The sequence below is a fragment of the Leptothoe sp. EHU-05/26/07-4 genome (assembly GCF_043421015.1).
In the GTDB taxonomy this organism is placed as follows: Bacteria; Cyanobacteriota; Cyanobacteriia; order Phormidesmidales; family Phormidesmidaceae; genus Leptothoe; species Leptothoe turfae.
Genome location: NZ_JAXSQV010000005.1, coordinates 704,734 through 729,611 on the forward strand (window position 1 = coordinate 704,734; position 24,878 = coordinate 729,611).

Genomic DNA, 24,878 nt, shown 5'->3' on the forward strand with positions numbered 1-24,878 from the left:
CTGAAATTATCTGCATCTAGGTAAACGACCAGTGCCACGAATTTTGCAATAGAAAGGTTTACTACTGATTGCAACAGTTCCTGTACCTACTGGAATATTACGTACTCCAGTGCGAATTTCATCTAATATGATTAGTAGAATTTCTGCTCGTAAATTTGCATCCAGTGCATTAATCAAAGTAGAGCTCCTAATGGAAAATAAAGCTTGATCGGGACTTCTCAGTTCAGGAGATCTCAAACCCGCTCTCAGTTGTTCTACAAGTTCAAGATCCTCAAGTGTTGCTTCAAAAGCGACTGTCAGTTTATTACCGCTCGAAAGTGTTTTAATTGAGGCACCTGCTGCTGTCCGCACTGACGGGTATTCCCGTTCATTCCAAAAAACTTCGGCCAGGTTTTCTAGAATTCTATCCTGGTAGTATTGATTTGATTCGGTTGAGACGAAATTAACTCGATTTCCTAGCGAGATGGCGGCATTGCGTCTTACGGTGACATCCCTATCGCTTGTTGCTGCACTGATCAAAGCGTTCGTTAGATTTTCGTTCCACCTTGGTAGAGTGCAATCATAGTTGTCAACACTGCCCAGTTGGAACTCGCCAGGTTCACAGGCTAGTTCTTGATTGAATAAACGATTAGCATAGGTGGCCGCGATTACCCGAATATTAGAGGGCTGATTAGGATCTAGGCTTTCTGCGAATGCTTCAAGAATGCGGTTATCCTCAAACCCGATGCCACCCATTGCATAGAGCAAAATTGCTCTGAGTGTGTCAGAGCCTTCGGTCTTAGCATTGTGGTAAGTGGTTAGCAGGGCGTCTAGTACCTCTGTGGGATCAATTCCTGCCAGATTTTGGTAAGCGTTTCTGCCAATTTGGGAGATCGAGTAGGCAGCTGTGGCCTGTAACTCGATGGACTCTGCACCATTTTCATCTACTGCAATTCTATGCAGTGAGGGGAGGACATCCCTGCCAATGTCAGAATGTTCGTTGCCAATTTTGCCCAGGGCGTAGGCAGCGGCAGCCCGTGTTGAGGGATCCGTATTGCGATTGTTCAAGAGTCTTTCCAGGGTTTGTATGGCACTATCACGAGTTCGTAGTTCACCCAGGGCGTAAATTATCTGATTGATTAGCTTTATGCTCTTGTCAGTAGGTCCAGGGATGCTGACTTCATCATTAAGTCGGTCTACCAGTCTTAAGGTTAGGTCAGGCGAGGTTAAGGCTGTCTGCCAGGATAAATACAGGGCATAGTCGGGATCGTTACTAGAAAGGCCGGACTCTTCGGCGGCTTCTATGCCATAGAAAGTGACTTGACCCAGCAGCCGGATCGCATGGGCTGCTTGCCAGGCAAAATCTCCGTCTCTTAGATCTAAAGCATTACCCAAAACTTGGCCACCTTCATTAGGGTCTGCATTCAGAAAAGCCTGGATGACCTGATAGATAACGCGAGGTTCATCATTCCCGAGACGCTCGGACAAAAGTCTATAGTTACCAGATACATCGCGATTAAGTTCACCAATTGCCTGAATTGCGTTGGACTGAATTACGGCGCTTTCTGGATCTTTGGCAAGCTTAGCAAGGAACGTATCGACCGATGCGCGAGTTCTTGGCTGATAGTTTGAGATACCGCTAAGGACGTTAACTAGACCTAAACAGAGATTTTCTCGCCGGAGGAAAGCATTTTCTGGCGGTGTTCTAGTTTCGTTTTCCTCATCCTCGTCTGAGGCAGGCTTATTTTTCTGACTTTGGCTGAGACAAACAGCGGCGGGGCTACTTGGATTTTCTGATGTGATTCCGAGAATAGTGACGAGGTCTGCTCTACTGGCAAAGGCAGATGGCTCTATCCTGGCCAGCGCATAAACCGCAGCATCGCTTACCTTAATATCGTCTAGATTCTCTAACTTTGGATTAATTAACCCCACCAGAAAATTCACAATAGGCGTTATTTTGTTGGCTAGCTGCTGCTGACTGTAGCCATTAGATAGATCTGAGGATTGCAGGGCAAAGGCAACCGAGGCAAGCAAATCTATCTGCAAAAGTCTGGGGTCTTGCTGTCTACCTTCATCCCGGCTGCTTTCATCCTGGCTGCTCTCAAGCGTATTATCTCGCTTAGGTGGGGTAAGCTCAATGAGAGCATTAAGCGCATCATTCCCTGACTCCCTCAGAGCAATCTGACCCAGTGCTTCCATGGCTGGCCTGCGTAACTCTTGCCGCAGATATAGATATTCAGCAGCGTTGGTGGTGCTCAAGCCCCAACCTTCTGCCTGGTATTGAGCAGGGAATTGCTCTTCATCGGGCAATCGCTCAGGGAGCCGCTCTTCTTTAATTAGGGCTTCTTCCGGGCAACCTGGTTCGGTAAGGCGATCTCCCAAACGCTCGGATGAGGTCAGCCCATATTCGAGAGAATCAAAAGCTTGATAGGTCGAATAATATTCATGCTTACGAAATTCTTCTAGTTGGAACGGCGTGAGGCACCAATCCTCAGCTCGATTACGCAGCTCATTGGCACTGCCCTCTTTTTCCAAATTGATTGGACAGTTATTGGTTGGGATCAGGCTACCTCTATCCTGTGCTAAGGAAGCTAAACAATTAACAACCTCGGATAACCTTTTGTAATTAGGGTCAATCTGCCCCAGGGCAGCAATGGCTCCACTTTTCATCAAAACTAGCTGCTCAACTAGAGCGGGTTCTTCAACGACGGGGGGCCTCGGCCCGGAGTTCTCTAAATTGGAAACTGACCAGCGGTTTGAGGCACAAATATGGGCATAGGGCTTGGGAAAAACGTATATCTGCTCCAAGCGCTCTTTAACTGTGAAATCGTCATTGATGCCGATACTTTCTAGACCGTAATTTGCCCCCGCACAGGCCAGGAGTGAGTTGTAGGGGAGCGATAGCAAACGGCGAACGTGAGTGAGGTCTTGAGCTGCATCAAATAGGACATCCCCAGCAGGATTATTCTCAAGGTTATTAAGTCTGTTAAGGAAAAAGAGGCTTTGATCCATTAATGCTTGACTAAAGCCAACCTCAAGTTCCTGGGCACCGCCCTGTGCTTCTTTTTCATCGAGTTCCTGTAGGTTTGCCTGTAGATTTTCTAGCAGAGTTTGTAGATCTTCATCGGCCCGATCGTTACTTCTTTGGATGACCCTGGCCACAGCTGCTTGCACCCGATTACTTTCATCTTCATCTTGAGCCAGTAATCGCCTGGTACGTCGGACAAACGCCCGTAGTGAGTCTGCTTTTAGGCCAATTTGGTCAAATGCTTCGATAACTACGGCGCGGGTAAAGGGGTTGTGTAAGTAAATCGTATCTTCACAAACATTGCTGGAGAAGACCTGTTCATCGTTATCTGATGCTTCAATATCTAAATCACCGGGGAACGAAACGGGTCGGAGCAGGCAATTGATGATCAGCTCGTGCTCTCTGTGGTTAATTTGGCCAAAGGTATAGTTGGCGATACTATCTCGTACGCTGTCTGGGGCGTAGCGATTGGAGACAGTGTTAGTTGCTAGCACATCCCGAACCTGCAAAATCCAGAGTAGATCCTTGATCGTTTGCTGTTCTTCTGAACTGGCAGATTTTTCGCCATCGCTGATGCCGATTTGCCCGAGGGTAAAGGCGGCTGCTACCGAGGTTCGATCTGTGTCGGGCAGTCTATCTAGATTTTCAGGAACCCTGGTTTCAATAATTTGGAGGGTGCAGGGGACTGCGCTGTTCTCTTTATGATCGTCTTTTGTCGGATCTAATCGCCGACTGGTGGCAAGCCATTCGTTTTTAATGGCCTGGGCTGTTTGTTCGTCTGTGGTGATGTTAAACTCTATCAGCCTTTTGGCGATATTAAAGCCGTTGAGGTCATCCTCAACCGGGGCCATCGTGGCCATGAGGCACGCCTTCAGGGTATCTAAGTCACCAGAGCCAGGTTGAGCTAATCCAGATTTGCCCGTGGTTATCTGGATTAATTCGGTCCGCTTTTGGGTCTGATCAAGGGCGATGCCATAGCGACTGAGGGCAAAGGCAACGGATGCTATGACATTTTCGGTGGCTTCGTCTTTAGCATTATTATCATTCAACCCCAGCAGCAGGGCTTCTAATACGCTGATATTGCCATTGTGAAGCTTTGAATCAAAGCTTTCTTGAAATACAGGTGACCAATAAGCTGCCATTTGCCCCAGAGCGTAAGCAGCCCGCCGCCGAATGTCGGCTTCGTTAGATTCCAGACTTTTGGCTAAGAAAATAGATAGGGCCTTGAGAGATTTTGGCGGATCCTTAACACCTTCATTGCCTGACGGGATCGCCTCTATTCGCCGATAGTTGATGCCTCCGGCGGCTTTCACTGCAGCTAGCTGAGTTCTCTGATCGTTTTCCCTAATGGCCCAATTTGCAGCTTGCACCAGCTTGTCTACATCATTTTCATAAATTTGCCTGAAGGCGGTTTCAGCGGTTTGCCTAAGTTCATTGTTGCTATTTTGCTCGAAACCCGGTCTCAACAATCTAGATAGAGTCTGGACATCGGTCCGCTGGGCAAGCGCCCCGTCGAGGTTGGGCTCAGTGGGGGTTATAGCGCCCAGAATAGGTCTCGCGGGAACTTGCTGGCGCTGCGATGTCCGTTGGCCTTCAATGCGGCTGGCAATATCAATACCAAAAATTCTTTCAGCTGCCTGGGTTGAGTCATCAGGGGCTTGATCGGATTGATCAGCCGTTGGCTCGAATTGAGCAAAGCTGTATAGATTGTCAACAACAAAGCTATGAAACGGCTCCTTTAGGCTACCGAGCTGTTCTAAAGATGCGATCGCAGCCGCCCGCACCTGATTTGATTCACTGGCCTTAGCAGCCAGCTTGTTTAAAAGACAAAGTGGGGGAATTGTCTCGATGTCAAGATCTTTGTCTAAATCTTCAAAGTCACCCAGCGGGCAAGCCATGGCATCCTCGCTGGGATCATCAGGGAAAACAACAGCAGCTAATGTTTCCACTGTGGCAACTTTGATATCGACTAACAGTGCTGCGGCCACAGAGTTAGCATCTTCAACCTCAGGCATCTCAACCAGCTGCTTTTTCAGAAGATCAGCCGTTTCAGCGGCCAGGAACTGTCTGAGCTCTATAAAAGGAGACTCAGGCACAGGCTTGCCTTCCTGCATAAGCTGCACTTGCAAAGCCACTTCCCGAACCATCTGTTGCTGTAGCTCTTGACCAACCGCCTTAATCATACGCAGTGTTGCCAAGTGGTGAGCTACCTGAGCCCGGTACTGGGCAGCGCCCCTGGCCGATTGAGCATTTTCGGGGCTATTGTCAGATGTACTAAGCTGCTCACGAAATGCCTCTGCATCCTCAATTTGGAGGGCGTTTAAAGCAATTGAATCTCTGAAAATACGGGTGATTTCATTGGTCAGTCCCCCTGCATTGCTGATGCCTTCACTATCCAAGCCCTCAACTTCTAAAGTACGGATAGCTATAGCCTCAAATAGGGTGACGGCGGCTGACTTGACCTGCCAGAACTGGCTAGTTTCAGCTAGTAACGGCTCAATTTTAAGCAGCCAGGTTAATAATTCAGCTTCTTCTACGATGGGGGCATCCACCTGACTGACCAGCCAGCTTAGGCTGTGCAGAGCTGTGATTTGGGCCAGTGCGGTCGCCTCTGTTGTCGGCGCGCCAATCGCCTGCTGTAAATCCGTCAGCAGGATATCAAGCTCAGCATCAGAACACTGATCGATATTCTCAGTGAGCTGCTGGATTATCTGCCGAAACGCTTGAGCATCCAAACTCCCTTGCACTGACGGACAGGTTTCAACCGATTTCGGATTGGACTGTGCAAGTTGTTGTCTCGGCGTAGGGATTTGGCTGGACGCGATCGCAATCGAGAGATCCGCCATCATCAGAGGTACAACCCCGATACCCCACATCAGACGCTTCAATAGTTGGCGAGAGATATTTTGCCCCATTTTATTGTTTCGTGTTTGAGCAATAGCGACTTAAGAATCTCTATAGAATCCAAGAGATGACACCACGTTCTTGAGTCATCCCTTCTAATAAAGGTGTTTGAAAAAAAAAGTGTTTGAAAAGGAACTTTTACGGTTTTCTAGGCATGATTGGACTTCTCAAACATCCTCCTTATTGGAGCTACACATATGTAACACAAATGACTTATTATTTTAAGCCTCAGTAAAATTTAGAGTACGATGTTCTCTGACGTCGTACGTAATTCTATAAAAATTTACGTAATTTTGCCGATTTCTTTTCTTAAGCGTAATAAAGTAGTACCGGTAATACGAAACTGGATAATCCATGGCGCATCCTGTTGAAGAGCTCAGGATTCTATCTAGATTTCTTCCTTCTAACCACATACACCTGTTTTCTCGATTCAGCAATGCTTGTGACGCCATTAAAGATACGTCTGCTAGTGATGGGAAGAATAGAAATCATTAAATGGATTATTACTAATGTATTACTGTTCTCCGTTTTTCCGTTAACATTTGCGTCCCCTTCCAGCGCTAACCCTGTGCCTGCGAATGACGAAGTTGGCACAATTGTTACCATTGATGGTCATCAGTTTGATATCAGCGGGGGGCAGTTATCTGGTGATCAAGGTAACCTATTCCATAGTTTTCAAGAATTTGGGCTGACTCAAGCGCAAATAGCCAACTTTCTATCTAACCCGCAAATCCATAACATATTAGTACGTGTGGGCGGTGGAGAAGCCTCCTTCATTGACGGGGTGCTACAAGTTAGCGGTGGCTCGTCTAATTTATTTTTTATGAACCCATCTGGGATCACCTTTGGCCCTCACGCCACGCTGAATCTGCCAGCGGATTTTGTTGCGACAACCGCCGATGGCATTCGATTTGGGGACGACTGGTTTGGGGCCATAGGTAATCATGACTACTCGGCGCTAATGGGCGCTCCCGATGGCTTTATTTTCACAGTCGATCAGCCCGGTGCCATTCTCAATCTGGCTGATTTATCCACTCAAACGGGGTATGACTTAGCCCTGATTGGCGGCACGGTTGCCAGCCCAGGCACATTATCAGCTCCAGCGGGTGAGCTGACCATAACTTCGGTTCCGGGGAATCGAGCAATTCGCATTGGGCAACCGGGAAGCATGCTGCAGCTTGAGATTGAACTACCCGAGCAGCTAGACTCGCTCCCCCAAGATTGGGTGCTGCCAGTGCTCTCGTTGCCACAACTGCTGACCAGTGCCCCAACCCAGGCTAATGCACCGATCGCAGCTTCCAACAACCAAACGGCGCAGATTCGCGGTAGCGAGTTTCAAATTTCACCTGGAGATATCTACGCTCAACAGGTAGAGGGCGGCACCGTCAGTTTAACGGCAGCGAATAATCTGACTGCTGTGGGTAGCGATTTTCAGTCAACGCAAGATCTTCAGCTCTCTGCGGATGCTAACTTACAGCTCCGCGATACGACCACCCAACCTCTCACCTTATTGTCAGGAGAAGAATTACATCTACAAGGCAATCAGCGCGTAGATATTTTGGCACTGACCCATCCAGAGACTAGTCTTGGCAGCGGTGGCGACCTGCGCTTAGTCAGTGGTCAACCGGTCTCAGCCGATGCTCACTTCACCAGCGGGGGTACTTTTTCAATTCTTAATTTAGAAGATGCACCGGGTGATTTTTCTAGCCTTTATGACCCTATTATTAGTGCCAATAGCGACGTTATCTTTGGCAACTATACGGGGGCTTCTCTAAAAATTGAGTCGCTGGGTAGCATCCAAGGGGGAAATATCACAATTACCTCTCCTGATATTGGGCTAACAGGTACCGACCCCGATATTGGCATTCTGACCAGTTCTCACGCAGTGATTCTTAGAGCAGGTCTTGATACTCTGGAGAACGCCAGTAACGTTCCGACTACGGTAGGTAGTCAGTTTTTCCCTACCATCTTTAGTCCAGAGCAAGATACGACTGAACCAGGCAACATCTCGGTCGGGAATATCAATACAGGGTTCGATGGCGCAGATGGCAACATTATTCTGAGTGCCGACGGCGATATTTCGACAGGCAACCTCGATACTTCTCCCTTTTCTGAAGGTGTCACGGGCGGGGTCATTCAAATAGAAACCGCTGGTGATATCTCTACTGGGAATATTTCTGCGACTGCGATAAGAGATCGAGGGGGTACGGTTTTTATTGAGTCTGATGAGGGTAATGTTTCGACTGGAAATATTGACATCTCTTCATTTTCTGGGCCTGGAGGAATACTTGATGTTTCTGCACCTATCGGGGCCACAGTGAGTCTGGGCAATATTCGCACTGAAGGGTTTGGCAACGACGCCACTGAGGGCGTGATTAATTTGCCAGCCGGTACCAATACCTCCACAGGAGCTATCGACTCTAATGTGGTCCCAACTACGTCGCCGACCCTGATTGATCCGCCACCGTCTTCCACCTTTTCGGCCCCACCAGCGATTGAATCTGAGCTTAGTACGGAAGATCTTGAAAGTCAGATAGACAGAGAGTTTGAACAATATTTTGGGCGCGACTTTACCCGTGAGATCGTAGATTCTAAAAATCTTCGGTATGCCCTGCATGAAATGGAGAAACAAGAAGACAGTATTAAAGCTGCCGTTGTTTATGTATCGTCTCGGAGAGATCGGGTGTTCATTCGGGTAGAAACTTCCCAAGCATTGCCGATAGAAATTCGAAGTATTGCTGAGTTTGAACTGGAAGAACCAGAGCAAGAGCGTCTATTTCAACCAGAACCAAAAGGGAACAGCCCATTTCAAGCTGATCGCACCAAACAAGCGCAGCCTGCTCAATCCGGCAATCAACCAGATAGTCAATCTGAAAGCGGTGGTAGCAATGACGGCAATGATAGTACAGGCGGTGGATTGTCTTTAGAGAGAGGACAATCTGTCAGCCGTGACGCCCTAGTGCTGGGGGTTGAAAATCTTTGGAGAGATATTCAGCAACCAGGCACAGATGATTATTTGCAATATGCAGAACAACTCTATGATCTATTGATTAGGCCTATTGAAAGAAAGCTTGATGAAGAAGGCATCAAGGTAGATACGCTGCTGTTTTCAATGGAAAGTGGTTTAAGGTTAATTCCCCTAGCGGCTTTGTATGATTCAGAAACAGACGAATTTTTGGCTGAAAAGTACAAAATCAGTATTATTCCTAACTTTAGCTCGCTCGATTTGCGTCGTAATGACCTACAGCAGGCAGATGTGCTAGCAATGGGAATATCTGAATTTGCCGATTCAGATACATACCCACCGCTCAGTGCCGTACCTCTAGAGCTTCAGCTCATCAACAACATCTGGGTAGGAGATGAAAATCAACTAAATGGCACACCAACCAGTAACGAGCGCAGTCAAACCAAGGTTATATCCAACGAGCAGGTCACTCTAGAGACTTTACGTAGCGCCCGTCGTGAGCATCCTTTCCAAATTGTGCATCTGGCGACCCATGCCAATTTCAACCCAGGCGACGCGAGCGACTCAGAAATCCAACTCTGGGATTCTACCCTACCCCTTAACCCACTCCAGGTAGACACCTTAAGTTGGAATAATCCCCCCATAGATTTGCTGATTTTAAGTGCTTGCCAAACGGCTTTGGGGGATGAAAGCGCCGAACTAGGATTTGCAGGTCTCTCGCTTCAGGCTGAAGTGAAATCTACCCTGGCAAGTCTCTGGTACGTAAGCGACCTGGGCACGTTGATTTACATGATGGAGTTTTACCGTAATTTAGGCACATCTGCTACCAAAGCAGAAGCTGTTCGAAAAACACAGTTGGCTATGTTAGATGAGCAACGGCTCCGACAAAATTTAAACGAGCTAGAAGTGATTATTCAATCTCTCTTGCGTAATAACGATACCCGATGGGCGAGTGAGGACAGTTCGCGCTCACTTACAGAAACAGAAATTCAGGGCATTGAATCTATCTTACGTAGACTTCGAAGTGAAAGAGGTGAAGTGATTTCACAGCTTACTCATCCTTTCTACTGGTCAGCATTTACGCTGGTAGGGAGCCCTTGGTAACAGACTTCTTGAAAAGCAAAGTCATTTCTAGGCATATATGTGATGAATAGGCAAATATCTTTTTCTATTCGACAATTTTATCAGGACTCTCCAAAACCCTTTAAAGGGGGATTCACACTACTGTATTTAGCTTTATTTTTGGCAATATCGAGTAATTCTCTTGCAAAGGCCCAATCCTATAATAATGAAGCTGAGGATTTGCCCTCCGTCCAGACAGAAGCTAGATTTCTACTTCCCCCAGACTCAGTGAGTCTAGAACTATTTGAGAATCAGGTGATAACTGAATTGGATTTTGGAAGCCTGGATTATATAGAGACTGAGGCAACTTATACAGGTAATACAGATTATAAAAGTGTAAGTCAGTTCAGTTTAAGTCAGCTAGACTTGGAAGAAAATTCTAACTCAACAGATTTAGGGCAGCTAACCTTAGAAGAAAATTCTAATTCAACAGATTTAGAAGAAAATTCCACAGGCTCTGACCTATCTGAAAATAGTTTCGTCTGTAGTCAGGGAACAAAGATTGATATTGGAAATATTTCAGCAGATGAGATAATTAGTTACGAGGCAGATGGTTCATTCGGGTCTGATGAATTGGTTGATGAACCACGTGAAGCTAGTACACCTTACGAGACTATTCTTATTCGAGACTATTGCTTTAGCCAGCGTTCTCTATACACAAGGCGAGATACAAGACGCGACAGGGAATTTGTAGCTAATCTTGATGCAATTCTGACACCTTATCTTGGCCAGACAGTTTTACCTGAGCAGATCAAAGGTATTCAAGACAAAATTACTTTGCAATATCTTACTTCTGGCTATGTCACTTCTAGGGCAGGCGCAGTTGATGTCCGGAGTGATGGCACCCTATTCATCCATGTAATTGAAGGGTTCATTCAAGATGTCAGAGTTAGTAGCCAACGCTCTACAGAGTATCGCTACGAGGATGAAATATCCACAGAGATGTCCGTGGCTAATAGCGAAGTATTTGCTGAAGAGTCCCATCAGTCAGAAGGTGAATCAAAAATAGAAGGACTCGGAGAAAGAACGCCGCTGGGTCAATATATTCGGGCTCATCTTAGACCTGCTACCGGAGATTTAGAGGATCCATATGATCAACGCCCTGTTAATATATCGGATTTAGAAGACTACGTTCGGCTACTGTCGCTGGATCCTCGCTTTGAAAACGATCTGACCTTATCAGTTTTGCGAGCACCCCGGAAAACTTGGGGTGAAGATACTTCTACTCCAGGTGCGAGTGTACTGGACATTGAGGTGCAACAAATCATCTCAGAACTTAGCCTATCCTTAAATAATTACGCACCTCCGAGCCTGGGCGATGTGGGATTTGATTGGGGAGCTATATATAATTCTGATAATGGGACAACCCTAGCCACCAGAGGACGCTATAGCATTGAAGGCGACAGCCCTAGCTTTAGCTTTGACTCTGATGATGATGACTTTTTAGGGGACGATATACTTACATCCTGGCTGGCAGATTATACGTCTCCTCCGATCGGGAGCAGCTTAGGCCGCATCAACATACAGGCTGCCCGCGATCAAAAAGATGTGGTTCAGGGAGATTTCTCATCATTTGGATTCCGCTCGGAGACTGAACGTTATTCAATTAATTACCGTCATCCCCTACGTCGCACACTTGCCCAGGAATTTGCATTAGAAGTCGGCTTCACCTTTGAGGAAGGCAAGACTTTTGTGGGTGAGACCCTGCCATTTAGGGTAGGGTTTGGGCCAGATGAATCGGGTATTAGTAAAACATCGACCCTTTCATTTGCTCAAGAATATATCCAGCGAGGGCGTAATAACTTATTTTTGTTAAGGTCTCAGTTCAACCTGGGCATAGGGGTATTTGATGCCACCGATAATCCATCCCCTATTCCAGATGGTCAGTTTTTCAGTTGGAATGGTCAGGCGCAGCTCTTAAAGCCAATAAGCGAAAATCATACCCTGTTTGCCCGCGCTGTTGCTCAAGTGGCTTCTGATAGCCTGCTGCCGATCAACCAGTTTGTGATGGGCGGTGGGCAATCTGTCAGAGGTTATCGAGAAAACTTCCGGGCTGGTGACAACGGCGTAGTCCTTTCAGTCGAAGATAGAATTAATATATTTATCAATGGTGAGCAAAGTTGGCTGGACTTAAAGCTCATTCCATTTTTTGATGCGGGATGGGTTTGGAATAATAATGGCAACCCTAATCAAACCTTAGACCCAGATTTTATTGCCAGCGTGGGGATAGGGCTGCAGGCTAATCTTCTAGAGTCAAAAAATTTGAGGCTCCGGTTAGATTATGGCATTCCTCTCTCGGGAGCGGGTGATGCAGGCGATGACCTACAAGATCAGCGATTTCATTTCAGTATTAACTATACTCAGCCTATCTACTAATAACGCTATTAAATTGTCGATACAGTACACTTGCTCTGAGTCAATATCTGATTTGAGGAGGACAATGCGGCGTGACTCATTGTTCTATCTGTTGTTTCAACCCCAGCCAGTTGACCATAGGCATTGGTATATTGTTGCTGACCACGCTTACCAAGATCAGCCCTTCCAGCAGGCTAGGGCTTTAATCAACCTTCTTGATGAGACTGAGACAGATACTAATTACGGTATGACCAAATAGGTACATTCTGGTCGTGCTTTAGTGAAAAGTGGGATAGGTTACATCATGTCATATCCAAGGCCGTGTGGTTAATTCAGCCTGCTGAAGCTGTATTTTTAGTTCGACTATGTTGTCAAATCCAATTGAAATAGGTGACGACTAAACGAGTGGTGACCTGAGTCGAGAGTGTTTATGTTGGTTTCTTTACTCTCTCATGGATTGCATAGATTCTTTAACTATATGATGATATTCGCTCTAAATCTCTGAGAGAGACTTTTTGAGTAACATACCACCCAATCCCTTTCACAATTGCCGCTTCTTCCTCAATAGCCTCAATCCTGAGCTGATTTAATCCCTTCAACATTTTCAACCCCGATCCCACATATCGAGAGATATCTCCTACCTTCAATCACTGCTCGCCTTCCTCACCGTCTAACGCTTCATCACCGGGTGCCCCTTCCTCAGTAGACATCCCATCTACCCCTAACCCTTCAGTAGACACCCGATCTACCACCTGAACTCCTTCCATACCAATCATTTTAGCCATTTCGGTAGACAAGTAGACCCCCTGACTCATTTCCACCGCAGTCAACCTGTCTACCACTCTATCCGGAACACTCTTAACCCCGTCAACCTGTCTACCCTTTCCCTGAAACCCAAATGAATCATTGCTTTCAGCAGGAGACACTCCGACTACCGTTTCCTCATTAGCGTCTACATCTACTGTTGCCCGCCACTGCAACCGATTCCCCATCCCCCTGGTCTTCCCATACCCCATTGCCTCCAACTCACGAAAATGCGAGCGAATCACATCCGAACTCGCCTTCCGTAAACTCCGCTCATAATTCCGCACATCCTTCGCCCGCAGCCAACCCCGCACCCGCGACAACCGGATCAACTTCGTATAGACCGGCTCCAATGCCCCGTCTACCGTATCCCCCTCCGCATACAGCAGCTTCACCTGGCCAATAAACCACCGCGTCAGCTTAATCGCCGCCGTCATCGTCTGGGCCGATACCCCCTCTGCCGGTAGACAGCCATCAACTGACGCATTCAGACAATGCAAGATCAGCGCCAGCCGCCCCGTGTACCCCTGCATCTTCGAATAGACTGCCTGTAAACCCTGATGCGTCTCCGTCACCCGCCGCTGATCCAACTGGTCATACCAGTCCGCATATAGAGTCTTTGCCTCGGGAGTTAGCCCGTAGCACCGGGGCGTCAGCTCCGCCAACTGCCGGTAGACATCATATAGCCGCTCCGAAATGTCATATCGCACCGTACTACGCGGAAACGGCGCAGACTTCAACGGCAGCAAACACCATAAAAACCTTGCCCACTGACCACTAGCATCAGAAAAGTCTCCCATCATCCCCCGCAGAATATCCGGCTGTATCGTCCCCGTAATGCTGAGACTGGTACGCGGAATACTGATGCGAAAACCGCTAGCCCGATCCACCTTCAACCCCGACCCATCAAAGGCCGTCAGCAACGACTCCTTATCATTGCCCCGCCCATTGCGATACTGATTCTGTCCCTTAAACAGTCCCGCCAACTCATCCGGCGTCACCAACAGACCCCGCGTCGGCTGCTGCGACTGAATCCGTGCCAGCGCCTCTCGTGTAGCATCCGCAGTGTGATACTCCCGTGGCGTTGGTTTCCTAGGGCGATCGCAACGCTCCTCCTTCTTCGTCACCTCCCACTCCCGCAGGTCCACCTCATATTCCGAAACCGCCCAGTCATAGTCCTGATCCGCCTCTTCCTGCAATCGTGATAACGGCTTAAGAATCTGTCGCTGGATCGGACTCTTCTTACTCCCCGAGGGAGCCACCAACCCCGTAAACAGAATCGGCGGCACATAGAACCCCATCCCCGCATCAATTTCCAATTCTGTTCCTATTTGGAGAAGAGAAGCCGCCACCGGCAACAGGGTTATCAACATAGCTGCAGGCGTGGCCCCAATCCAGTTGGCAATTTGGGTCAGCGGTTCCGCCAGGTCTGCATGGAGATAGTCCTCTAGCTGTAGCTCATAGTCACCAATCTTCAGCAGCTGGCTGATTTCAGCCATGCGCTCATCCTTTTCCTCCACCTGCTCCAGTTCCGCCTGGATTGGCTTAATCAAACTCCACAGATCCTTGGCCGAGAGACCCACCTCTCGATGCCACTGCACCACCTGCCCCGACAGCTCCAGCTCAGAAGGAGCCTGGGCCAGATAGTCGCGAATCTGGGCCTGAAGTGCTGGCACATCTAATGATTGGCTTGTCGATGGTGGGTCAGAATTCAGCTGTCGCCGCACCCCTACCGCTGCCCGAACCTGTTCCGCTGTTGCCCCATCCGTAATCCAGTCGGCAATATCCAGCCCGCCATGCTTGGATAAGTTATGCCAGCGCCAACTATCCGGGTAGACATAGCACCATTGTGCCTGGGGAAAGTCCTCATTGATCTCCGCCATATGGACCAGCCCCACCTGATCTTGATCAGGACACAGCACCAGACGCGCATCTTTGAGATCCGCGTTATAGTTTCCATAACTGCGATATTTTTTGGACCCTCCCAGGGTAGTGGTCGCCGGAATGCCTACACGCCAGAGCGCATCAGCACAACCTTCTCCTTCCACCATCCAGATGGTTTGTCCGGCTGAGATCGCACGCTGCACTTCCCGATAGCGATAAATCGGTACCTGCTGCTTCACCTCTGGAGTCAGCTTCTTAACCCACTCTTGACCGTCCCAACGCTTCTGCACAAAGTACTTTGAGCCAGTCCCCTGATCCACCCGAGTCACCTTCACTAGCGGTTGACCGTCCCGACTAGGGTAAAAATAATCCTGTTTACGGCGTGGCCGCACCGGCTTGGTAGGCTGAGCCGCAGCTGCAAAGTATTGCCCCCACAGCCCATCGTTAGTTGCCCCCCGATAGACATAGCCATTTACCTGTGCATCCTGGTCAATGTGGGAGTGGCAAAAGACCACCTCCTCATTCCAGCGGCAGTCTTTGTCCTTGGTGCGATCGCAAATCGGACAGGGGTTCGATCGGCCTGAATATTGGTACTGTGCCATGGTCAGCTCCTGATGGATAGGGAGCTGGGCCATCTATCTGAACCTGCTACAGGGCTCAATTTATGCCGAGAGAGCTATACCGCCACAATTCCTTGGGCGGTTACTCCATAGCGTCTGGTGCACAGCAGTTGGCTGAACTGGGCCATGGGTTTAACACTATATTCCACTGGACATTTCGATCCAGTTTGCTATAGTTGAAGAACACAAATTTAGTAGCAGGTTAATGGCCTGGAAGGTTCGGTCAAAACCATCCAGACACTCAAATTAACCCAGCTCAAAAAATCAAAGATTGAAAGTCAAACACCTTAGCCAATAAATGGTTGGGTGTTTTTTATTGGGAACCTAATCCCATGAGTTATGCAGGGAACTCATCAACATCTTGATGAAAAGATGAAACCTTAATGCTGTTTGACTCGACTCCGGCTTTGTCTGCGAGCGGAGGTTTTGAATGGCTTTTTGAACGTGCTGCTTTGGTTACTTAATAACCGGGACTGATACCGCTCAATGGCCCGCTGATGGGCGATTGGATCATGACGATTAATGGCCCAGTCTTTCAGTAACTCTAGGTTGTAACGGATAACGCGACTATTAATACGCACCCAGTGCAGCCCCTCAACCAAAAGCCCTTTAGAACGGTAACGCTTAAGCTTACTATCGCTAAGCTTTAGACATTGGGTAGCTTCTTGTTTGTTGACAAACTGGTCCATGATGGATGACTCCTCGCTTATAGCGTTGAGGCCAAATTTCATGCGGGGCGAGCCCCACTTTACTGGCGATAAATCGTTCGATCCGTCGAGAGCGCTGTCGTGAGAGTGCATGGGAGACTGCCGAGGGGCCAACCTCCAGTTCTCTGGCTATGCTCGCCAAAGTCCAGCCTTGCTTGCGCAAAGCTGCTTTAATGTCTTCTACATGCATAGAATCTACGTGGCTACATCAACATAACGATGAGGCTAACAACTTATAACGCGTGTGTCAAGCCTTATAAGTTTCGTCATAAGAAATATAGGTGGCAAACTACTGATGAGCGATCCATTACCTGAAGAGATGCAGCCGAATGTTGATGAGCCTGATGATTTCCCAAGTCGGTTGAAAAAAGTGGTGGGGGACAAAAGCATTCGTAGCTTTGCGCGGGAGTGTGGTTTCTCGGATACGGTGCTGCGTCAATATCTGAGTGGGAATAGTGAGCCGACCCGACCTGTGTTACTTGCGATCGCTCGCGCCGCTGATGTCAGCCTGGAGTGGTTAGCCGCTGGACAGACAGCAACAGACGTACTTGCAAAGAAATACATTTACAAGGAAACCTTAGCCTTCGAAGCCGGTTGGCTACAGGCTGAGTTCCCGAATTCGTTTGAAAATCTTCTCCTAACTCAGGTCAAAGACGAGAGTATGGAACCAACCTTGAAAAGAGGAGACTTAATTCTTGTCGACACCACTGATAGAGCTTTAGATGCAATTGATCACGGAATTTATCTGTTGAAGTTGGAAGATAGAATTTTAATTAAGCGTTTGCAATATTGGGTTAACAACAAGATGCAAATGCTTAGTGATAACCCTACCTACAAAAACTTTGCGATTGATCTATCAGAAAATTCAAGTGGTCTAAGTATTATGGGCAAGGTTGTGTGGGTTGGCTGTAAATATTGAAAAAACAACTTCTATTCGTCTGCTCTAAAATCTTTCTTGACGAGAAAAGCAGTAAGAACAAGGTTCATGATGGAGGAATTAACACGATTGCGTTTTGTGACTTTAGCGATTCGTTATTACGTCATCGCTTAAATCTTGCATATTTTGGGTCAGTTCTATATCAATTCTTTCTTGGGTCCAGGTTACAGATTGCATGGCTAAATCACAACCTATAAATTGGCGTCCTTGCCGAATGGCAGCAATGCCAGCACTTCCAGAACCCATAAACGGATCGCAAACTAACTCATTAGGCAAGGTACTCTGTCTGACAAGTGTTTCAAGTAGTTCAACTGGTTTCTCTGCTGGATGTCCACCTCTAATCCTCTTGTGCTCAAGGATATCAGGTACTGAAAGATCAGCTAGCTTACGTTTTCCTTTCTCGAAGAAAAGGATAAATTCATATCGAGCTCGATAATGATACCCCATGCCTATTGCAACCTTATCCCATACTAAAGGCTTCCAGAAACGAAAACCTGCCGCTTCTGCTACTGGTTTTGCTATAAACATAGTTTCAGGGTCGCAGAAGAGATAAAAGTGTCTATTTTTACGCAGTACTCTATATAATTCTTGGAAAAGTTCTGGAAATTGAGAATTTGGAAATATCTTAAACCATTCATTTGAGGAGGCCTTGCTTTTCTTAAGTCGTGTCGTTGTACCTATCCGACGGTGTTTTTCTAATGACTCATAAGGTGGATCGGTGATTACCAGATCGATACTTTCATTATCTAACTGGTTAAGGAACTTGATGACATCGCTGTGTTCAATATGGTATTGATTATTCACTTTTCGCTCCCGTACCAGTATTCAAGAAATATCTCAAGCCAAGATTGTAAGGTAGTAGCACGACGCCTAGCAGTATCTTCTGACAGGGATGGGGATACTGCCATCACGAACTGAGCTGCTGTTTCGGGTCGAATTTCTGCAAGGTCATGAACATCTTCCCAAGCTAACCATGCAGCTCCAATGCTTGATGAGATAAATTGATGGGCAAGAAATCTCATTTGCGATTCTTCCGGTAGACGCATAAGGACCGAACAAGCTGCTGTTGGGCGTCCACGCCAGTCCAAAAGGCCTAAAATCTCAGCTGCTCTGCGATAGTAGGCAAATTGCCTGGAAGTGATTTCATCTACTGCTAAAAATTCTTCGCGGACAATTGATGGAGAAGAAGGATATTCAAGTAGGAGTGCTGCAAGGTCGAGAACTCTTTCAAGACTATTAGCCTGGGGCACATCACGAGAAAGTATTCTTATATTAGGATGAGGAAATTCTTCAAAAGAAGGAACGTCTTCTGTAGAAATTGCTGGAGCAATATATAAATCAGGGATATTGGCAGCAACAGCCATATCTACGCACAGATTGTCTTTTTGGAGCCTAGATGCACAATCAATCCAACTTTCGGCTAAAGGAGAGTTTGGATCGAAACCTTCAATCCCTGACGAAGCAAGAGAGGAAATGGCATTGGCAAGTGAAATCGTTTGATTCTCACTAAGGTTAATGTGAAGTATAACTGTCCATGATCCTGGAACTGCTTGTGCAGGTCTAAAGGTGGGCAACCTGGTTACTCTTCTAAACGCTAAATCTGCCGCTTCTTGAAATAATCGTTCTAATTTATCTATTGCACCAGAGACAAGTGCCCAAAAATTATCCTCTTCAGGATTATCGATATGGACAGCGACTGATAGACCATCCTCACTAAGTATTGTGCCAACTGCAGCAAGAGAAGAAGTTATTAACCTTACTATTGTTGCTCTGGTTCGATTGAAGTCATTTGATTCATTATCCCTATTGAGGACTCTAGTAGGATAGATATTGCGAAGTAACTCACTAGCAGCTGACCAAATGCGTTGGTCAACGTATATATTAGTATGTCCAGTATCTAAAAAACAGTTTAGGCCTTCACACCACTCCTCTTTTAATTCTGAATCATCTATTTCGTTGGCCACTCTCTGTGCAAGGTTATGCAATTCGAGAAGTTGTTCATTTGTTCGAGGAGCCGTTGCATAACTATCACCCCATGTAGCCAGAAAGTCTAAGGTTTGTTCAGCCACTAAAGGGCTACCTTGAGTAGTAAGACTAACTCTAAAGAAGGAGTCTAGTGCTGGAGCTAATAAGGCAAAAGTGGGAGAGTCCCAATTACTAATGGTAGATATAAGCCCAAGGATACTAATCCTGGAGGGACTATCAGCATCAATATCATTGTGAGATAATACTGCTGCAAGAAGCAACCAAGCTATGTTGTCATCTATTGATTGTGTTTGCTGAAGTTTACGTCCTAATACCCCTAATCCAACTTCCAGAGCACTTTGTGACCCCAAAGTAAACAGTGCTGCTACTTCTCTAATATCATTACTGATTCTTCTTAGATTAGAGAGTTTTGTCTCAATAAACTCTCTGGCTCCAGCGATATCGTCGGAGTCTAAGAATTGTTGTACACTTTCGAGAAAAGTTGTCATTCTTTGCTCTTACTTATTGGAAAGGGGATAAAGGTAATCCCATCACGAATTTCTATATCAACACGAGCATTTTTAACAGTACGTTGACGATGCTGAAATGAATGTGGTTGTGCTTCTGGTAAAACACCACCTGCCTTTCTAGCATTTTCGATGAACCGTTTTGCCTTAACAAAGGCAGATTTACGTTGGTTTTTCTGATTCTTATCGCACTGCCCTTCAATATCAGAAAGAAATGCTATACCCTCATCAGCTGTAACAGGCAATTCTTGAGCCCAAGAGCGGGTATATCCACCTTTTTTTTTGATGTCATCCCCTTGAGCTTGTACTGCTCCACGATAAGCAGCTTTTAAGTTAGGCATATTGCTTTCTCTGCTATGTTTATATTCATCAGAAAAGGTTAGATGCCTCGCCAAGTACAATATTCTGATGCCGTTTGATATTCCTATAGAAATGGATTTAGTCATTTCTATGTTTTTAGGGAATAGTCAATGTATCAAGGTGAATAGGCTATCCATCAGAAGAATTTGAAAGCGTATTCGGTGATTTAATCACATAACGCGACTATCAATGCCATCAATTACCGCTTAGGCATCAACCAGCTCTTAATTTATTCAAATTCAGGTCATTTGGATGAAAAAGCTAGATTAGCAGAAATCTAAAATGACTCAGACATTATGTCCAAATATGGTTGTTTGACCTGATAATGCCTACACGATTCAAAAATGATGGAAGATTTGCTTGCATTGTATAGATCAAAAATACTACTAATCTAATATGATACTTCTTGCAGAACTACCACGCACATTAAGATGAAGTTCTGCAATTACCCAATGTTCATTTTGTAGATCTTGCTTTATTTCCTAATCCAAAGATAGATATTCAAAACTCTGGCAGTCGGGGCCGACTATTTACACTACCCGCATAATTCTCATACAACGTCTGGACATCATGGCCCGTTAGCTGAGCCACCTCCACCGGATTCATCCCCATATCCAACGCATGGGAAATAAACGTATGCCTTGTATTATAAGGCTTCCGATAATCAACCCCGGACTCTGCTAAAACCGAAGTCCAGGCCCGATTCCTAAAATTATGATCATCGATCGCACCCCCCTTCGCAGACCTAAACACTAACCCATCCGGCTCAGGCTTCTCAGGCCGTCTCCGCAACAATATCTGCTTCAGCTTTTCAGATGACGAGATTGTCCGCGCCCGATTGGTCTTCGTCGCTTTCCGCACCCCACGGGTCAGCGACTCCCCAATCCAGATAGAACTGCAATCATCCGTCAGATGCTTCCAGCGCAGACCGACCGCCTCAGCCGTCCGGCAGCCAGTGCCAAACAAAAACTCCACATAATCCGTGTAGTAGCTGTAATAGCGACTTTTCTTAAACCCCTCAACGATGGCAGTCATTTCCTCACGGGTAAAAGGCTTCGGCATCTGTTTGGGCTCAACCCGCACTCGCAAAACCATATCCACCCAAGGATTTGATTGTCCTGCCTCTAAATGATCATCGGCAATACCCCAGTCCCAGGCCGCTCGGATCAAGGTGAGCCGCTCCCGGCAAACCATGGGCGATAGCTTTTGCTTCGTCAGCCATTCCATAAATTGCTCTGCGGCCTTTTCATCAATGGCAGCTGCAACCCGGTTTTCAAAGTAGCGCTCCAGATATTTCAGCGTTGCATCGTACTTATCCAAGCTTCTGGGCAATAACCGCTTCGCCTTATACTCCATAAAAAGCTCGAAAAGGCTTACCACAGAAAGGCCTTCGCTATTTTGGGTATGAGGCTTGTACTTTTTCAGTGTGAGGTCAAAGTTGCCCGACGCAATATCCAGCTCAATGATCGTCGCTTTTTGCCGTGCCACCTGGCGGTTAACCTTAGAGTCTGGAAGCCCGATAGATAGGGCATAGCGCTTACCTAGGTGCCGCCACCTAAGCCGCAATCGCCCCTGATACTCCTCAACCGAGACGGTGCCTTTGGGCGATTTTTTTCGGGTCGTTTGCGGCATATTTCATACCCAACTCATACCCAAATGCTACCCAAACTGACCAAAAGTGACCCAATATTTTGATGAACCTACCCTGTAAAGCGAGGCTCAAAAGGCTTGATAGATATGACAAAACCCGCTCAATGAGCGGGTTCCAATTAAATCGGAGCGGCGGGATTTGAACCCACGACCCCTACTACCCCAAAGCGTAAGCTTAGGTTCTGAAATGCCTTTTATATTAGCTATTTCAAGGATCTAGCTTTTATAGGGGACGACAAACCGCAATCATTTAGCATTGCTCTTTTTTAATTTTGATCGCCATACTAGTCTATAGGAAAAGTCCTACACATCCCTGAAAGTCCTTCACCCTATAGGTTTCAGCCCTACACATTGCCTTACACACTAATTTTCAAGTCCTACACATCACTGAAAGTCCTTCACCATGCGGATTCTAGTCCTACACATAGCTGTAGAAACACCGTGGATGTGGCAGCAAAAACTAAAGCCACTGACCTTGATGGATGTGGACCTAGCATCATGGACGATATTTTGAGCGTTTGGACCTCAATCGCTCTTAGAAAATTGGTGGCGTCGCTCTACTCGACCCCAACTGCTGACGCTTGTTTCGGTTTGACCCCAACAGATGGAAAGTAAGGGTCACAATATTCCCCCTGGGCCTGTATCGGCTATGGAAGGAGCAGCCCCAGTTAGGAAGGGGTCAGTAGATATAGGGTGCCAGTCGATCAACTGAAGAAACCGCTCCTACAGCTGACTGTGCGATCGCAACTCTACCGGCTACAGTCTCTGAGTTCTGCACGACTATCCAAATCACGACGTCAGGATTCCTTTGGCCCTCACTTCGCTGGAGTGGTTGCGGTGTTTTTTGCCCCGCAACTGGTTGAACCCGCAGAGCAAGGGGCATTTCCGTCTCTGGTATGAAGGCCACAAATGGATCGGGAATTAGCGTCTAAAGAAGGAAATCTCTATATATCAATAGTTTCAGAAAAATAAGGTCACAAGAAGCGGCCTAAATCTAAAAAGGATATCTCTACGTGGCTTTTGATTCGCTTTCCAATTTCATCTGAGCGAAGTGCTCCATCAGCATCCGATGTACGAAGATATAGCCGCCACCCACTTTTTGCATGAATAGGCGATCAGCTGCGTAGTCAAGAAATCTGGCATAGTTCCAAGGACTATTGCTCTGACGGTAAAGCAACAGTCTTAAGATGAAATGTCTAAAACAGGCTGAACCACCGAAAATCACCCCACCGACCAGACCAGTACCCAATGCGTATATCAGACCGTACTTGAGACTATTAACGAGTCCACCGAATATCCCCGCAATCAGGCCTGCAATCAATCCAAAGATCAATCCTGCACTGAGTCCTGCCAGCAAAGCATTTCTCACAGATTTCCATATTCCCTGATTAACACCATTACTGGTCTGAATTGCTGGGCCTCTGAATCCGCTAATTAACCCAGCAATTGATCCCAAAAGCCCACCCATTAACCCAAAAAACAGCCCGGAAACTACGCCCCCAAACAGTCCTTCAAGCAGTTGTGCCAGTAATTCATACCGGAGTTCAAGCCCCAGATCCTCAATCAGTCCCGCAATAAAGCCGATAGGTACTCCAAACATTAGTCCCAACGTGGCCATAATGATGAGCCACTTACGAAGATTTTTCCTTGCTTCGGGCCAGGACCATTTCAGGGTTTCCACCGGCTCAATGTTGCCTCCAAACCCCACGACTAAACCACCCGCCACTCCATAAAGCAGCCCACTCCCCAATACATTAATCGCCCCCTGTAATCCACTGGCTAAGCCAATGATTAGCCCGAAAATCAGTCCAAAGGTTAGAGCGCTTATTATCCGATAGCGCACTCTTTGGCGTCGGGATATCAACCAACTCGGCTGTAATCGTTCAATTAAAAAAACTGACTGAGATGCGCGCACCATTTGCTGTGCCAGCCAAGTCAACCAATAGAGTGTTTGCGCCCTCGAATACTTTCGGGTTGTACCCCGGCGGGTAAACATTCGGTCAATGTAAGCATCAAATAATTGCTTATGTTGGGCTTCAGGAGTACCTGTCTGGTTGAGTGCTTCAATAGTGCTGTCCTGATACGCCAGGCTCATAATGCTTAGAATCAGTGGCGACGATGCGAAGGCTCTGAGCTCGTCATTTTTTTGGAGCGCTATTCGTAAGGCTGATAATGAGTCCCCCGCTTGTTCTAGGGTCTGATCGATCTGCTGCGAGGTTAACGGTTGAACGAAAATGGCACTACGCAGCTTCAATCGCTCAGTCAAACTTTCATAGTCCTGGATGCGGCTACACACAACCATCTCAGTCAAGCCATGTTCTCGGATGAATTGGTTTAAGGCCTCTACACAGTCATTGCGATATTGAGGTTCAACCTCATCCAATCCATCCAACAGCAAAATTAATTGCTCTTGAGCGACCCAGGTTTTACCTAACGATTTCGATGCGCCATAGATTTCATGTAGTTCTTGAACCAACCATTCAGCCATAGTCTTCCGCTGTTTCGCCCAGGAAGAAAGGTTCATTACCACCGGTAAGGGCTGACTCAGATTTTCTGCTGCCCGAGTAATTAGGCTCTCAGCCAGTTTCAGCAGGGTTACCGTTTTACCTGAACCCGGTTCTCCCAAAATTAATAAGGTTCGTCCTGCTCCAATGTCATCAAAAATGTCGGTTGCTGTGGTTCCTGTTTGAAAGGTTTGCCCAGAGTCGGTAGGAAATTCCTGCACCTTGCTCAATGGGTTTTCAATAAAGTCGTTGCGGTCCTCTAAACCCAGTTCAATGAAGAGTTTTGTATGTAACGATTTTGCCAGCACTCCATCAATCCAAAATCGTTTGACCTTATCTAGGAGAACTTGACGCCAGCGATACTCTTGTTGACTCTGAGGCTGACCTACCTGGGTGTACTCTCGATCTACTTGAACCGCACCAAACACATTGGTGACATGAACACCTCCTTGAATTTGAGTTAGATTCATATCGCGCCCAGCGATGCCACCGATCTGCACTCCTTCAAGCACACTGCCTGAGATATTCAAGCCTTGACTCGGTTGCTGAGGCGGTTGCGTACTCATG

Annotated in this window: 14 protein-coding genes; 5 read left to right on the plus strand and 9 right to left on the minus strand. The window is 46.9% G+C overall.

Annotation, left to right across the window (positions count from 1 at the left end):
* Nucleotides 1–6 precede the first annotated feature (6 nt).
* Entirely contained in the window at nucleotides 7–5,922 is a 5,916-nt protein-coding gene (locus U2F10_RS21710) for a HEAT repeat domain-containing protein (RefSeq protein ID WP_499873250.1), read from the minus strand.
* 557 nt (nucleotides 5,923–6,479) lie between these two features.
* Between U2F10_RS21710 and U2F10_RS21715 the strand changes: the two genes are divergently transcribed.
* The 3 genes from U2F10_RS21715 to U2F10_RS21725 all read left to right on the plus strand — a co-directional run bounded on the left by U2F10_RS21715 (nucleotide 6,480) and on the right by U2F10_RS21725 (nucleotide 12,612).
* Nucleotides 6,480–9,980 carry a CHAT domain-containing protein gene (locus tag U2F10_RS21715; RefSeq protein WP_499873251.1) on the plus strand — a complete coding sequence of 1,167 codons (3,501 nt, stop codon included), beginning with the start codon at nucleotides 6,480–6,482 and terminating at the stop codon, nucleotides 9,978–9,980.
* Between the two features lie 246 nt (nucleotides 9,981–10,226).
* Entirely contained in the window at nucleotides 10,227–12,374 is a 2,148-nt protein-coding gene (locus tag U2F10_RS21720) for a ShlB/FhaC/HecB family hemolysin secretion/activation protein (RefSeq protein ID WP_499873252.1), read from the plus strand.
* A 64-nt stretch (nucleotides 12,375–12,438) separates the two neighbouring features.
* Complete coding sequence (locus U2F10_RS21725) at nucleotides 12,439–12,612, plus strand: hypothetical protein (protein WP_499873253.1); 174 nt, start codon at nucleotides 12,439–12,441, stop codon at nucleotides 12,610–12,612.
* 388 nt (nucleotides 12,613–13,000) lie between these two features.
* Here the strand turns inward: U2F10_RS21725 and U2F10_RS21730 are convergent, their stop codons facing one another.
* The 3 genes from U2F10_RS21730 to U2F10_RS21740 all read right to left on the minus strand — a co-directional run bounded on the left by U2F10_RS21730 (nucleotide 13,001) and on the right by U2F10_RS21740 (nucleotide 16,558).
* On the minus strand, nucleotides 13,001–15,676 hold the full coding sequence (locus tag U2F10_RS21730; protein WP_499873254.1) for a DUF3987 domain-containing protein: 2,676 nt from the start codon (nucleotides 15,674–15,676) through the stop codon (nucleotides 13,001–13,003).
* Nucleotides 15,677–16,041: 365 nt separating this feature from the next.
* Nucleotides 16,042–16,350, minus strand: a complete 309-nt coding sequence (locus U2F10_RS21735) for a hypothetical protein (RefSeq protein WP_499873255.1) — start codon at nucleotides 16,348–16,350, stop codon at nucleotides 16,042–16,044.
* The gene (locus U2F10_RS21740) at nucleotides 16,301–16,558 is read right to left on the minus strand and encodes a helix-turn-helix domain-containing protein (RefSeq protein ID WP_499873256.1); all 258 of its coding nucleotides are present in this window, start codon (nucleotides 16,556–16,558) and stop codon (nucleotides 16,301–16,303) included. The genes U2F10_RS21735 and U2F10_RS21740 overlap by 50 nt, the downstream gene beginning before the upstream one ends.
* A gap of 105 nt (nucleotides 16,559–16,663) precedes the next feature.
* Here U2F10_RS21740 and U2F10_RS21745 point away from each other — a divergent pair, with 105 nt between their 5' ends.
* Nucleotides 16,664–17,287, plus strand: a complete 624-nt coding sequence (locus tag U2F10_RS21745) for an XRE family transcriptional regulator (RefSeq protein WP_499873257.1) — start codon at nucleotides 16,664–16,666, stop codon at nucleotides 17,285–17,287.
* 102 nt (nucleotides 17,288–17,389) lie between these two features.
* Here the strand turns inward: U2F10_RS21745 and U2F10_RS21750 are convergent, their stop codons facing one another.
* From U2F10_RS21750 to U2F10_RS21765, 4 genes are all read right to left on the minus strand, one after another.
* On the minus strand, nucleotides 17,390–18,109 hold the full coding sequence (locus U2F10_RS21750) for a DNA-methyltransferase (protein ID WP_499873258.1): 720 nt from the start codon (nucleotides 18,107–18,109) through the stop codon (nucleotides 17,390–17,392).
* The gene (locus U2F10_RS21755) at nucleotides 18,106–19,779 is read right to left on the minus strand and encodes a hypothetical protein (RefSeq protein ID WP_499873259.1); all 1,674 of its coding nucleotides are present in this window, start codon (nucleotides 19,777–19,779) and stop codon (nucleotides 18,106–18,108) included. Before U2F10_RS21755 ends, U2F10_RS21750 begins: the two co-directional genes overlap by 4 nt.
* Entirely contained in the window at nucleotides 19,776–20,243 is a 468-nt protein-coding gene (locus tag U2F10_RS21760; protein ID WP_499873260.1) for a hypothetical protein, read from the minus strand. Before U2F10_RS21760 ends, U2F10_RS21755 begins: the two co-directional genes overlap by 4 nt.
* A 415-nt stretch (nucleotides 20,244–20,658) precedes the next feature.
* On the minus strand, nucleotides 20,659–21,789 hold the full coding sequence (locus U2F10_RS21765; RefSeq protein WP_499873261.1) for a tyrosine-type recombinase/integrase: 1,131 nt from the start codon (nucleotides 21,787–21,789) through the stop codon (nucleotides 20,659–20,661).
* Between the two features lie 711 nt (nucleotides 21,790–22,500).
* Here U2F10_RS21765 and U2F10_RS21770 point away from each other — a divergent pair.
* Complete coding sequence (locus U2F10_RS21770; protein WP_499873262.1) at nucleotides 22,501–22,707, plus strand: hypothetical protein; 207 nt, start codon at nucleotides 22,501–22,503, stop codon at nucleotides 22,705–22,707.
* A 109-nt stretch (nucleotides 22,708–22,816) separates the two neighbouring features.
* Here U2F10_RS21770 and U2F10_RS21775 read toward each other — a convergent pair whose 3' ends face one another.
* Entirely contained in the window at nucleotides 22,817–24,877 is a 2,061-nt protein-coding gene (locus U2F10_RS21775) for an NACHT domain-containing protein (protein ID WP_499873263.1), read from the minus strand.
* Between the last annotated feature and the right edge of the window lies 1 nt (nucleotide 24,878).